At 72.5% G+C, this 12,562-nt stretch carries 11 protein-coding genes; 3 read left to right on the forward strand and 8 right to left on the reverse strand.

What is annotated here, in order from left to right; translation table 11 throughout:
- The first annotated feature begins 3 nt into the window (after positions 1 to 3).
- Positions 4 to 372, forward strand: coding sequence for a VOC family protein (locus ACQP2F_RS04380; RefSeq protein WP_433300834.1), 369 nt, complete (start codon positions 4 to 6; stop codon positions 370 to 372).
- Here the strand turns inward: ACQP2F_RS04380 and ACQP2F_RS04385 are convergent.
- The 8 genes from ACQP2F_RS04385 to cysC all read right to left on the reverse strand — a co-directional run bounded on the left by ACQP2F_RS04385 (position 362) and on the right by cysC (position 10,480).
- Positions 362 to 1,354 (reverse strand): glycoside hydrolase family 26 protein, encoded by a 993-nt coding sequence (locus ACQP2F_RS04385; RefSeq protein ID WP_433300836.1) that lies wholly within the window; start codon positions 1,352 to 1,354, stop codon positions 362 to 364. The two genes, ACQP2F_RS04380 and ACQP2F_RS04385, sit on opposite strands and share 11 nt — an antisense overlap.
- Entirely contained in the window at positions 1,347 to 2,081 is a 735-nt protein-coding gene (locus ACQP2F_RS04390) for a methyltransferase domain-containing protein (protein WP_433300838.1), read from the reverse strand. Before ACQP2F_RS04390 ends, ACQP2F_RS04385 begins: the two co-directional genes overlap by 8 nt.
- The gene (locus ACQP2F_RS04395) at positions 2,078 to 3,589 is read right to left on the reverse strand and encodes a lipopolysaccharide biosynthesis protein (protein ID WP_433300840.1); all 1,512 of its coding nucleotides are present in this window, start codon (positions 3,587 to 3,589) and stop codon (positions 2,078 to 2,080) included. The genes ACQP2F_RS04390 and ACQP2F_RS04395 overlap by 4 nt, the downstream gene beginning before the upstream one ends.
- Positions 3,586 to 4,464 carry a sulfotransferase gene (locus ACQP2F_RS04400; RefSeq protein WP_433307344.1) on the reverse strand — a complete coding sequence of 293 codons (879 nt, stop codon included), beginning with the start codon at positions 4,462 to 4,464 and terminating at the stop codon, positions 3,586 to 3,588. The genes ACQP2F_RS04395 and ACQP2F_RS04400 overlap by 4 nt, the downstream gene beginning before the upstream one ends.
- 5 nt (positions 4,465 to 4,469) lie before the next feature.
- Complete coding sequence (locus ACQP2F_RS04405) at positions 4,470 to 5,699, reverse strand: hypothetical protein (protein WP_433300841.1); 1,230 nt, start codon at positions 5,697 to 5,699, stop codon at positions 4,470 to 4,472.
- Positions 5,696 to 7,075, reverse strand: a complete 1,380-nt coding sequence (locus ACQP2F_RS04410; RefSeq protein ID WP_433300843.1) for a hypothetical protein — start codon at positions 7,073 to 7,075, stop codon at positions 5,696 to 5,698. The genes ACQP2F_RS04405 and ACQP2F_RS04410 overlap by 4 nt, the downstream gene beginning before the upstream one ends.
- Positions 7,072 to 8,871, reverse strand: coding sequence for a Wzz/FepE/Etk N-terminal domain-containing protein (locus ACQP2F_RS04415; protein WP_433300845.1), 1,800 nt, complete (start codon positions 8,869 to 8,871; stop codon positions 7,072 to 7,074). Before ACQP2F_RS04415 ends, ACQP2F_RS04410 begins: the two co-directional genes overlap by 4 nt.
- 88 nt (positions 8,872 to 8,959) lie before the next feature.
- Positions 8,960 to 10,480, reverse strand: coding sequence for an adenylyl-sulfate kinase (gene cysC, locus ACQP2F_RS04420; RefSeq protein WP_433300847.1), 1,521 nt, complete (start codon positions 10,478 to 10,480; stop codon positions 8,960 to 8,962).
- 145 nt (positions 10,481 to 10,625) lie between these two features.
- Here cysC and ACQP2F_RS04425 point away from each other — a divergent pair, with 145 nt between their 5' ends.
- Both ACQP2F_RS04425 and ACQP2F_RS04430 read left to right on the forward strand, forming a co-directional pair.
- Complete coding sequence (locus tag ACQP2F_RS04425) at positions 10,626 to 11,942, forward strand: glycosyl hydrolase (protein WP_433300849.1); 1,317 nt, start codon at positions 10,626 to 10,628, stop codon at positions 11,940 to 11,942.
- A gap of 14 nt (positions 11,943 to 11,956) precedes the next feature.
- Complete coding sequence (locus ACQP2F_RS04430; protein WP_433300851.1) at positions 11,957 to 12,382, forward strand: NUDIX domain-containing protein; 426 nt, start codon at positions 11,957 to 11,959, stop codon at positions 12,380 to 12,382.
- Positions 12,383 to 12,562 lie beyond the last annotated feature (180 nt).

Consider the following 12,562-nt stretch of genomic DNA (forward strand, 5'->3'; position numbering starts at 1 on the left):
CCCATGACCTTCGTGGACCTACATCACGTGCAACTGCTGTGCCCGCCCGGCGGGGAGGAGGCGGCCCGCGCCTTCTACGCCGGCGTGCTGGGCATGACCGAGCTCGAGAAGCCGCCGGTGCTGGCGGCCCGGGGCGGGTGCTGGTTCCGGGGCGGGGGCTGGGAGATCCACATCAGCCCCGTCCCGGACTTCGCCGCCGAGAAGAAGGCGCACCCCGGCGTACTCGTGGATGATCTTGATCGGTTGGTGGAACGGCTCGAGTCCGCCGGTCACCCGGTCGAGTGGGATCCCCATTTCCCGGGTCACCGGCGGATCTACGCGCCGGACGCGCACGGCAACCGGCTCGAGTTCCTCGAGAAGATCAAGGATTGAAGTACGGGTCGCGCGCCATCGCGTGGAAGGCGCCGAAGGCCTTCTTGTCCCCGGTGAGCTGGAACTGCTTGGTCGGCCCGTTGCCCTCGGGATCGCTCTCGAAGTAGGCCACCGCCTTGATCTGCGGATTGGCCTTGAACGTGCGGGAAGCGTCCTTGAGCCACGCCGCGCGCCCGGCCGAGCCCCACGCCTTGGCCACCCCGAACTCGCCGATCACGATGGGCTTGGGATGCGCCGCGGCCCACTGCAGGAACGGGCCCATGAGCTGCCCGATCGGCCGGAACGTCTCGCCCGCGTAGACGTCGACGCAGGTCCAGTCGACCTGGTCGTCACCGGGGTAGAAGGCGGGCGCGTCGCCGCGCGCGAACCCCTCGGCGGTCGGGCACCACACCCAGGAGACATTGTCGGCGCCCTCCTGCCGGAAGATCGCCCGCACGTACTTCCAGGCCGCCACGTAGTCGGCGCCCGACCACATGGTGGCCCGCAGGTTGGGCCGGTCCATCTCCCAGCGCATCCGCAGCAGCACCGGCTGGTGGATCTTCCGGATCGCGTCGGCCTGCTTGCGGATCAGCTCGTCGTGCTCGCCGTCGAGGATGGACCGGTTGTCGCCGGTCGCCCAGCTGACCATCAGGGTCGCGCCCTGGGCCAGGAACTCCTTGTCCGACTGGGTGCCGACCATCTGCTCGAAGCGGCGGTACGTGTTGATGATGCTGAGCCGCCGGCCGAGGTCGTTCTCCAGGCTGTCGACCGCCGCGAGCCGGCCCACGTGAGTCAGCTCGTCCGGCTTGATCCACGCCCCGACGAGCGCGCCCTTCTCCGGCGCCCGCACCGGCCCGCTGGCGAACGGTCCGGCGTTCACCGCCACCGCGGCCGGCTTACCCGACAGATCGGGCTTCGGCGGCGGCGCGGGTTTTTCGTCGGGCGAAGAACACGCGCCTACCAGGAGAACCGCGGCCAGAACCGCGAGCGCCGCCCTACGCATGGATCCGCCGCGCGGTGTAGAGGACGTTCACGGCGTAACCATCCGTTCCCGGCAGCCGCCGCATCGCCGCGTCGGCCGCCCGGGCCAGCGCGCTCCCGTGCAGCGACGGTGTGATCATCGAGAAGCCGCGCCGCTCGACCACCTCGAAGCCGTGCTTGGCCAGCATCCGTTCGATCTGCTCGTGAGAGAGCTCGGCGAACCAGCGGTCGTCGCGGTGCCGGCGCGCCCGCAGGTGGCGCAGCGAGCCGGCGTTGCCGTGGTTCTCCACCACCAGCACGCCGGAGACCGGCGTGGGCAGCGCCTTGGCCGCGAACGCCAGCGCCCGGTCGCGGATCTCCTCGTCGACATTGAGCAGCAGCCGGAACATCGTCACGATCGCCGGGAAGCCGGCCTCGACCGGCTCCGGCACCGGGCCGTCCGGCGCCACCTGGTGCCAGGTCGCGTGCGAGCCGACCTCGGCCGCCTTGGCCATCATCTCGGCCGACGTGTCGTAGCCGTGCGCCTCGCGGACCAGCCCGTGCAGCGTACGGATGGCCCGGCCGGTGCCGCAGGCGAAGTCGTGCTGCACCGGCGCCCGGGGGCCGAACTCGCGGCGGACCAGCGTGCGCAGATAGTCGCGCTGCCGCTGGTTGATCTGCGACGCGTAGCTGTCCGGCGCGTACGTGATGTTCTCGTACTTCTCGACCGCCGCGGCGTCCTGGAACACCTTGGTGTAGTCCGTGCTCATGGGGTCCTCCTCATGCTTGTGAACGCGTTCAGCGCGAGCGGCGCCCGCAGCAGCCGGATCCCGGCCAGGAAGGCCGGTACGGCGAGGGCGAGCCCGGCGGGACCGGGGATGACGGCCGGGAGCAGGCCGAAGCAGGCGAGCGACAGCAGCGCGGCGGCCCGGGTGCCGCGGCCGAACGGGTGCAGGCCGACCGCGCGGCCGACCTGGACCAGGGGAAGCAGGTTGTTGGCGACCATCGCGCAGGCCAGCCCGATCGCGGCGCCGAGCGCGCCGAACCGCGGGATCAGCAGCACGTCGAGGCCGATCGTGACGGCCAGCGCGATCAGCACGTTCACCAGGTTCCACGAGGTGCGGCCGGCCATCGCCAGCACCATGTCGACCATGCCGCAGCCGGTCGCCACCAGCATCGCCGCGGCCAGCACCCGGACGACGGTCGCGCCGGTGGCGTAGCCGTCGCCGAAGAGGCGCAGGTAGACCGGCGCCAGCTGCATCACGAGCAGGGTCATCGGCCAGGTGACCAGCACCAGCCATCCGGTAGCCGTCTGGTAGAGGTCGTTGGCGCGGTCGCGGTCGCCGGTCGCGAGGGCCTCGGCCAGCCGCGGCTGCACCGACTGCGAGATCCCCTGGTTGGCGAACTGGATGAGCACCACGAATCGCCCGGCCACCGCGTAGATGGCGGCCGGCGCGAGACCTCCGAGCGCGGCCACCAGCAGCACGTCGACCCGCTGCAGCGCGAGCTGGGCGACGCTGGCCAGCGCGCGCGGCCCGGTGAACCGCCAGAAGTCGCGGCGCATCCCGCGCCGTTCGACCCGGCGGGTGGTCACCCCGGGCGGTTTGGCCGCGCGATAGACCTTCCGGAGCGCGTACGCCGCGAGCACCGTCACCGGCAGATAAGGCGCGGCCCACGCGAGGGCCAGCAGGGGCAACGACCCGGCCGTCCACAGTGTCGCGACCCCGGCCGCGGCCACCAGCAGCAACTGCAGCGCGCTGCGGAGAACCCGGTCGAGGAGCACGGTCGGCCGCATCGCCCGGTAACCGCGGGTCGCCGTGAGCAGCGCGTCGGTGAGCGCCTGCAGCGGCAGGAAGACGGCCAGCACCCGCAGGCCGGCGGTGTGCGCGCCGACGACCCCGGACGCCTCGTGCGCGGTGGTCCGGGCGATCGCCGGCGCGGCCAGCCACATGCCGGCGGCCAGGGTCAGCGACACCACGATCACCGGGGTCAGCCCGGTCCGCAGGCACGCGCCGAGCAGGTCGGCCCGGCCGGTGGCACGCAGCCGGGCCGGCCAGTAGACCAGCCCGGTCTGGGTGCCGAGCTTGGCCAGGCCGCCGCCGAGCACGAACGCCGCGGTGGCCGCGAAGAACGCGCCGGCCTGCTCGGTGCCGAGCGAGCGGGCGACGATCCAGGTGACCGCCACCCCGGCCCCGCCGGCCAGCGCCGACCCGGCCATGTTGGCGAGGCCGCCCCGGGCCACCGCCTGGTTGGCCGACTTCTCCAGGACATCGGTCATGTGCGGCGCCAGATCGGCATCCGGCCCAGCCAGCGGGCCAGCGCGTCGTCGTGCGGCAGGTAGTAATTGGTGAGCTCCTGGCGCAGGCCCGGGTCCATGTCGGACTGACGCGGGCGGGCGTTGTGCCGCTCGAACGGCGGCCGCTCGAGATAGGTCGGCAGGCCCAGGAACTCGCAGACCTCGTCGTAGACGTCCTCGGGCTCGGTGAAGAAGCGCTCGCTCTCCACCACGTGGATCCGCTCCCGGCCCACGTGCTGCGCCATCACGCTCAGGTAGCGCGCGTACTCGCCGCGGGCCCGGTAGGCATGGTGCTGATGGGCGAAGCTGTAGAACGACGGGTCCTCGGCCAGCCGCTCCTCCTGCCGGTGCAGCCGGGCCGCCTCCAGCGCGAGCGCCGCCCCGAAGTCCCGCTCGGTCTCGAAGCCGCGGGCCACCTCGTGGTGGTGCTGCGAGTACGCCCGCTCGACCGGGTCGCGGACGAGGACCAGCAGGCGGGTGCCGGGCAGGTCCTGGGCGATCCGGGCCGCCGCCTGCGGGTGGTACATGTAGTACGGGCTCGACTCGAAGGTCTGCGCCGGCACCCCGTAGCGGTCGGTCACCTTGTCGGCGGTGCGGGTCAGCGGGAAGTGCGCCTTGTACCAGGCGAGTCCCCGGTCGTACTGGGTGTCGAAGTAGTGCACGCCCTTGTGCAGCACGGCCTTGAGCACGACCGGATGGGCGGCCAGGGCCCGGTACATCGAGGTCGTGCCGCAGCGCTGGCCGCCGCAGATCAGGAAGGCCGGTGTCATCCGGGCCGGCGCGGTCAGGCGGCCGTACGAGCGGGAGCCCAGATGCACCACCCGCTTCATCGACGGGGGCAGGTTGCGTACGTCCATCATCGTCACAGCTCCTCGACGCGGCGGATGAGCACCGGCAGCAGCCAGGTGCCGAGCACGCCGAGGCGGGCGCCGGCCTCGGCCTGACGGTCGGTCAGGTAGCGGACGGCAAGGTCCACCAGGTAGAGCAGCGCGGTCGCCTCGCGCTCGGCCGGCGGCACCCCGAACGGCGCCAGCAGCTCGCCCGAGCGCCGCACGGTCTGCTCGACCGCGTCCCGGGCGTCCCCGGTCGTCTGGATGCGGCGCTGCAGCTCGTGGTGCACGGCGTCGAAGCCGATCGGCACGCCGGTGGCGAATCGCTCCCAGTCCCAGACCAGCAGCGCGTCGGCGAGGTTCGCCATGTTCCAGGGCGCCCAGTCGCCGTGCCACGCCCCGAACCGGAAGGTGGCGTCGCCGACGTGCTTGACCAGCAGCTCGGCCGCCGGGCCGAGCCCGGCGCACTCGGGCCGGTCGCTCACCGCGGCGATCCGGGCCCGCAGCTCGTGCCAGTACGGGCTGCTCGCCAGCGCCGCGGTCGTGAAGCCGCAACAGCCGGCGATGTCGAGCATGGCCGCGACCAGCCGGCGCGGGGTCAACGGGGCCCGGGGCAGCCAGACCGGCAGCGCCGACTGGATCAGCACCGGCAGCCCGCGCCATTCGCCGGCGTGCAGCACCCGCGGCACGGTCAGCTTGGTCAGCCCGCTGCTGGCCAGCGCGGTCAGCGCCGCCGTCTCGGCCCGCACCAGGGTCTGGGTCAGCGGGCCGGTGGCGAGCTTGCCGAAGCCGAACGTGTCGCCCTCGGGCCCGATCAGCTGGAGCACCGGCTTGCGGTTGGCCCGGGCCGGTCCGATGTGCACGCTCACCGACAGCTCCCGGCCGAGCCGTTCGCTCAGGTAGCCGTCGATGCTCGACGAGTACGGCCCGGTGACGCGCACCCGGTCGCGCAGCAGCACGGCCGACGCCCCGGTGCGGACGGCGGCCACCACGGCGCCCCGTTTGAGCTTGGCCGCCCGGGACTGCGGCTCGGCGTACCGGCGGACGGCGGCCGCGGCCACCTTGCGCGACTCGGCCGGGACCAGCAGGCGGGGCCGGCGGGCGTCGGGGACGACCAGGTACTCGGCGATCGGGGTGCCGGGCGAGCCGTCGGTGCGGCACGGCCACGGGTAGAGGAGGTCGAGCACCTCGGTCAGGTACTTCGTGCGCAGCGCCGCGTCGCCGGCGGTCAGCTCGGCCGGCGCGGTCTTCACGGGACTCACGTTTCTTTCCCCTCGTACGAGTTGCGCCAGAGCAGCGCAACGGCCAGAACCATGAAGGCCAGAGGGGTGACCAGCGAGTTGTACCAGAGCATCGCCGAGAACGAGGTGACGATCGCCGCGCTGGCGGCCACCCCGATCGCGCTTCGGTCGCGGCGGAACCGCCACAGCGCGTACCCGAAGAAGCCGAGGTAGCCCGCGGTGCCCACCGCGCCGTGCGCGTAGAGCAGTTGCCACAGCTGACCGTTGCCGCCGACGGTGAAGTTGCCGCAGCGCTCGCAGCCGGCGCTCTCGCCCACGGTGATCGAATTGCGGCCGCCGGCGGTGTTGCGGGTGCCGCCGTACCCGATGACCGGCGAGCCGGCGAACCCCTCGAGCGCGCGGTCGACCAGGAACGAGCGCACGCCGTTGGACTTGCCGTTGTCGAGCCGGGCGCTGACCACGCCGCCGAGCGGGGTGGCGATCAGCGCGATGCCGACCAGCGCCGCCACCACGGTCACCGCGCCGATGATCCACAGTTTGCCGGCCAGCACGTACCGGGCGGCCACGTAGACGACGAGCAGGCCGGCGCCGATCCACAGGCCGCGGTTGAGCGAGAACACCGCCGGGGCGATCGAGACCAGCAGGCAGACGACCGCCCAGAACCGGACCGATCGCTTCGGACTCTGCCAGGCCGCCACGACGAGCCAGCCGGCCAGCAGGCAGAAGTTGTTGCCCCAGGTGTTCGTGTAGCCCCAGGGCGCGGCCGGGCGCGGCTTGTCGCCGCCGACGATGTCCATGATCTGGGCGGCGTACGGGTGCACCAGCGACTGCACGAAGCCCTTGTTCCGGACCGAGTGCGGCAGCAGCATCTCGACCGGCGAGGTGAACTGGAAGTTCCCGGCCACCATGCCGAGCACGCCGCCGGCCACGGTCACCACGAACAGCCAGCCGAGGTACTTCACCAGCCGCCTCTTCGGCAGCTCGGCCTCGGTCAGGTTGCCGGCGTAGAGCATCAGCACGGTCAGCGCCAGGTACATGACCAGCTTGTAGGTGACCGCCGGAAGCCGGCCGGTGCCGTGCTCGGCGATCGTGCCGGCCGGGTCGGCGCCGAGCGCGCCGATGCTGACCACCACCGCCACCAGGAAGAGGGCCCACCAGCCGAAGCCGGGCGGCAGCCGCAGCACGCGGCCGGCCGCGCGCCGGCGCAGCAGCAGGAACAGCATGGGTACGGCCATCACCGCGAAGATCAGCACGCCGAGACCGAGCGCCCACCACAGCGGATAGAGCGCGAGGATGCTCGCCACCGGCCAGGCCGGCAGGGTCGTGGTCTTGCGCTCTCCGTGTGCCGGGCCGCCCGTCCGTCCGGTCTCCGCGATGGCCGGAGCCGCCGGCGTCACTTCCCGTCGCCGTCCTTGGCCAGCCCGGACATGTCGATCACGGCGGTGATCTCGTCGGCCGAGCCCGCGCTGCGGGGTCGCACCTGCGGCTTCTCGGAGGTCTTCTCGGACGCGGCGGCGGTGGCGGCTGCCTTCGCCTTGGCCGCCTTCTCGCTCGCCGACATGGTGTTGGTCGGGAAGCGCATCGGCTGGGTCATGTCGTTGTCCACGACCGGCCCGTCGAGCGCCGCGATCGGCGCCCGGTCCTTGGCCGGCGACAGCGTGACCGCGGGCCCGGCCGCCTCGGCCGCGCGCAGGTGCGAGAGCCGCGGCAGCACCACGGCGCCGAGCAGCGGGGTGCCGACGCGCTGGAGCTGCTCGGCCGCGTCGAGCAGGGCCGGGCGGCGCGACTTGCGCAGCTCGACCGCGAGCAGGGCGGCGTCGGCCAGGCTGGCCAGGCTCTGCGCGTCGGCGCTGCTGCTGGTCGACGGGGCCTCGATGACGATGTAGCCGCCCTGGCGGCGCAGCGCCTCGAGGGTGTCCTTGAGCCGCTGCGACTGCATGAGGCCGGCCGCGGTCGCGGCGCCGCCGGTGGTGATCACCCGCAGCGACGGGATGCGCGGGGTGCGCTGCAGCGCGCGGGCCAGGCCGACCCGCCCGGCCAGCAGGTCGGAGAGGCCGGGTACGGCCGACACGCCGAGCATGCGGGCCAGCGGCGCGGCGTCGATGACGCTGTCCGGCAGGTGGGCGCCGATCAGCACCACGTCGCTGCCGGTGCGGGCGAGCGCGGCGGCCAGGTTGGCGGCCACCAGGGTCGCGGCCGAACCGCGGCTCGCGCCGGTCACCACGATCACCTGGTCGCTGGGGCGGAGCGTCGCGAGGATCTCGTTGCGCAGCCGGTTGAAGACGCGACCGCCCGCGCCGTACGGCTGAAGCACGTCATCGAAATGCGGCGTGGTGCGCTCGTCGAGGGCCGCCAGCACGTTGATCCGCCCGCGGTCGCGCACGTCGGCGGCCGAGCGCAGGCGCCGGTCGAACCGTTCCCGGGCGAAGGCCAGCGCCACACCCAGGAGCAGGCCGATCATGCCGCCGGTGGCCACATTGATCATGGCGTTGGGGCTGGTCGGGGTGTCGGGCAGGCGCGCGTCGCTGATGATGCTGCCGGCACCGACCGTGGTCGTGGTCAGCTCGTTGAGCCGGCCGGTGAGCCCGTTGAGCTGGTTCTGCGAGTTGTTGCGCAGGCTCTGCAGGTTGCTCTCGTCCGGGCTGCCCTTGACCGCGCGGGCCAGCCGGGCGTTGATCCCGGTCAGCGTCGTGGTGAGCTGCTTGATCTTGGTGGTCAGCGTCTTGATCTGCTGGTCCAGGCCGCTCTGCGCGGTCTCCTCGCGATTGCGCAGGTACGCCTCGGCGAACGCGTGCGAACCGGACTGCGCCTCCTGCGGCGAGCCGCCCTGGAACGTGATGACCAGGACGGTCGTGTTCGCCGGCACCTCGACCGAGACGTCCTTGGCGAGGTCGATCGGGGAGCGCGGGGTCCGCAGCAGGGTGGCCGCCTTGGCCGCGACCGCGCCGGAGCCGACCAGCTGCGCCTCGGTGTCGAGGTTCACCGTGCCCTTGGTGCGGCCGCCCTGCGCGTTCGTGTCCTGGTCGAGAGCCTGCACCAGGACCGCGGTCGACGACTCGTACACCTTGGGCATCGTGCTGGTCAGCGCCGCGCCCGCACCCAGACCCGCGCCCGTCGCGATCAGCGCGATCCACCAGTGGCGGCGGAAGATGCCGAGATAGTGCGAGACATCCGCGGGGCGAGAGGCTTCCATCGGTTTCGGCGGCCCTTCCGGGGGTGGAGTGAGATCGGGCGTTTTGTCCCCAGGGGGTAAACGTCTCACTCCCGCCGACGTGATGGGGTCAGGTCAGTTTCGGCTCCACCCAGCCGTTCTCCACCAGGTACGCCAGCACGAGCTCGACCGCCTCCGGCACCGTGATGGTGGTGGTGTCGATCGTCAGCTCGGCGTCGGCCGGCTCCTCGTACGGGTCGTCGATGCCGGTCATGCCGCGCAGCTGACCGGCCCGCGCCCGGGCGTAGAGGCCCTTGCGGTCGCGCTGCTCACAGACCTCGAGCGGGGTGTTGACGTGGACCAGCACGAAGCCCGCCCCGGCGTCCTGCGCCATCGCGCGCACGGCGGCCCGGGCCGACTCGTAGGGCGCGATCGGGCACGCCACGGCCATGCCCCGATGCCGGCCCACCTCGGCCGCCACCCAGCCGATCCGGCGTACGTTGCGGTCGCGGTCGGCCTTGGAGAAGCCCAGCCCCGCGGAGAGCTCGCGCCGCACCACATCGCCGTCGAGCAGGGTGATCGTGCGCTCGCCGGACTCGCGCAGGGAGTCGGCCAGGCCGCGGGCGATCGTCGACTTGCCCGAGCCGGAGAAGCCGGTGAAGAACACGACCAGACCCCGGTGCCGGCGCGGCGGACGGGCCCGGACCAGCTCCTTCGCCACCGCGGGTGGGGTGTGCCACTCGGGCAGCGGGAAACCCCGGTCGAGGACGTCGTTGATCTCGGCCGACGTCATCGCGAGCCGGCGGTTGCGCGGCGGGATGTCGTCGCGCCAGCGCCATTGGCCGTCGCGGTTGTCGTAGGCGAGCTCGCGCGGCACCAGCACCCGCAGGCCGCCGCCGGAGAGCATCTCGCCGGTGGAGAGCACATGCGTGACGCCGTACGCCGTGGCCACCCGCGCCCGCAGCATGGCATCCCGCATCTCGTCGCCGCGGTTGAGCAGCGGGACGGCGACGATGGTGGCCGGGGGCATCCGGTCGCGGGCCGAGAAGACCGCCCGGACCAGCGCCTCGGGCGGCAGGCCGTCGGGGCCGGGCCCGCTGACCGGGATGAGGATCAGCAGGTGCGCGGCGAGCGTGCGGGCCGCGTGCGCGATCTGCGCGAGCTGCGGCCGGTGCAGCGGGCGGTCGGCGATCACACCGAGCACGCGGCCGGGCGGAAGCAGGGCCTTGACCTCGGCCGGGGTGCGCCGCAGACGCTGGAACGGCCCGTGCCCGCCGTCGCCCATCCGCCGCACGGTGCCGCCCACGCCGTACGTGCGCTCGCCGGTCGGCCAGGTGTCGGTGACCTCGAGCGCCGCGACCGGCGCGCCCTCGGGGTCGGTGAGGATGACCGTGCGGTGCAGCGGGTCCTCGAGGATCAGGTCACTGGCCAGCTCGGCCGGCACCTCGAGGGTGACCGGCACCGGCCACGGGGTGCCGTCGGCGAGCTGACCCCGGCGGCGCAACGCGTTCAGATCGGTGCGGCCGAGGAACCCGGTCAGCGGGGCATAGGCGCCGGACAGCAGAAGTTCGAGATCCGCGAGCTCGTGCGGATGCGGCGTGTACGACGGCGCGTCGCGCAAGACGTCCTCGGGAAGCACCGAACCATTCACCTCTGCATCCCCCTGCGGCCGATTAGGGGACAGTTTGTCAGCCCCGGCGATCCGGGTGAAGACGGGTATCCGCAACGCCGATTTGTCGGCTTTTTCCGCGTCAGGTAATGGACAAAACGGATCTTCGTCACAATACTGGCTCCTCGTGAGTCGACGCCCGCGCCGCTTGCGGCTTGTACACCTCGCGGCCGTACCCACGGCCTTCGTGCTCTCCGTCGTCACCACGCTCGCCTGGGCGTGGACCGGCGGGGTCGAGGAGATCGGTCTTCCCGGTGACCCGACCGTGTCGCTGCCGCTGATCGGCTCGCCCTCCCATCCGGCCCTCGGCGGGCCGCGCTGGGTCGAGCCGCCGCCCGCCGCCGCTCCCTCCTCCTCCTCCTCTGCCGCTTCCTCCTCCGCCGCTCCTTCCTCGGCCGGGCCCGCCTCCTCTGCTCTCGCCCCGGCCCCGGCCGCTTATACCGACATCTCCCCGGCTATCGCGCTTCCCGCTGCCGCCGCCGCGCCACGCCGGGGCGCGTGCCGCACCGGGCGCAAGCTCATCCCGACCTGCAACGTGCTCTGGGGCGTGGCGCCGGGCGCGCACACCGAGAGCCGCGGCGCGTCGGCGCTCGCCGAGTTCGAGCGCAAGACCGGGCGTACGCAGGCGATCTACCACGCGTACCACGGGGGCATCCGGCAGCTGTTCCCCACCGAGCAGGAGATCGCGATCGCCCACCAGCCCGGGCGGCACCGCATCCTGTTCCTCAACTGGAAGCCGGAGTCGGCGTCCTGGGCCGCGATCGCCAAGGGCGACAAGCGCACCGACGCGTTCCTCGACCGGCTGGCCGTGCACATCAAGAAGACGTTCCCGGAGCAGTTCTTCTTCGCGGTGCACCACGAGGGCGAGAACGACGTGCGGCCGAAAGCCGGGTCCGGCTACACGGCCCGCGACTACGCGGCGATGTACCGGCACGTGGTCAAGCGGCTGCGGGCCCGCGGCGTCGGCAACATGGTCACGGTGCTGGTGCACATGGCGTACGTGCCGCACGCCACGCAGAGCTGGTTCAACGACATGTATCCGGGCGACGACGTGGTCGACTGGATCGGCTTCGACACGTACGCGTACAGCGACCCCGGCTACGGCCACGGCGACTTCGCCGAGGTCTTCAACCGCCGCATCGAGGGCAAGCGCAGCTGGCCCGGCTTCTACACCTGGGCGTGCACCCGCCACCCCGGCAAGCCGCTGATGATCGCCGAGTGGGGCGTCTGGACCTCTAAGCGCAACACCGCGTACAAAGTGGACTTCTACCGCGACCTGGGCGCCGAGATCCGGCGGTTCCCGAAGATCCGGGCCATGGTGCAGTTCGAGACGCCGCACAACCAGAAGGGCCAGGACTCCTCGGTGGACAGTACGCCCGCGGCGCTGCAGGCTTATCGAAAGCTCGGCCGGTTGCCGATCTTCCAGGTGGCCGTGACGCCCTGACCTAGGCTGGGCGCATGCCGTTGCTGGTGGCCGCCGGTGCCCTCTTCCGCGACGAGGGCAACCGCATCATGCTGGTGCGCCCGCACTACAAGCCGGAGTGGGACATCCCCGGCGGGATGGTAGAAGAGGGCGAGACCCCGTCCGAGGCGTGCGCCCGCGAGGTGGCCGAGGAGCTGGGCCTGACCATCACGCCGGGCCCGGCCCTGGTCGTCGACTGGGCGCCGCACCCGACCCAGGGCGACAAGCTCCTGTTCGTCTTCGACGGCGGCGCCCTGACCGCCGCCCAGCTGGCCGCGATCCGGTTCGCCGACGGGGAGATCCTGGAGTGGGCGTACGTCGAGCCCGACCGCCTCGAGGACTACACCAGCTCCCGCCTTTCCAAGCGCTTGCGGGCCGCGGTCCCGGGTGAGACGCGCTACCTGGAGAACGGTAACCCGTAGCCCTCGGTCGAGACCGCGTCGAATCAGCGCCCGCCGGCCCGCAAGCTCCCGTCGCCGTTTGGCCCAGCGCCGCCGTTTGGCCCAGCGCCGCCGTTTGCGCCGGCGCCGTCTGTGCGTCCCACTCCGCGGTCGCGCCTTCCGCCATGTGGTCGCCCATCTCAGTGGGTGGCTGACCTTCCA

It is taken from the genome of Actinoplanes sp. CA-030573, from assembly GCF_050951115.1.
Lineage (GTDB): Bacteria > Actinomycetota > Actinomycetes > Mycobacteriales > Micromonosporaceae > Actinoplanes.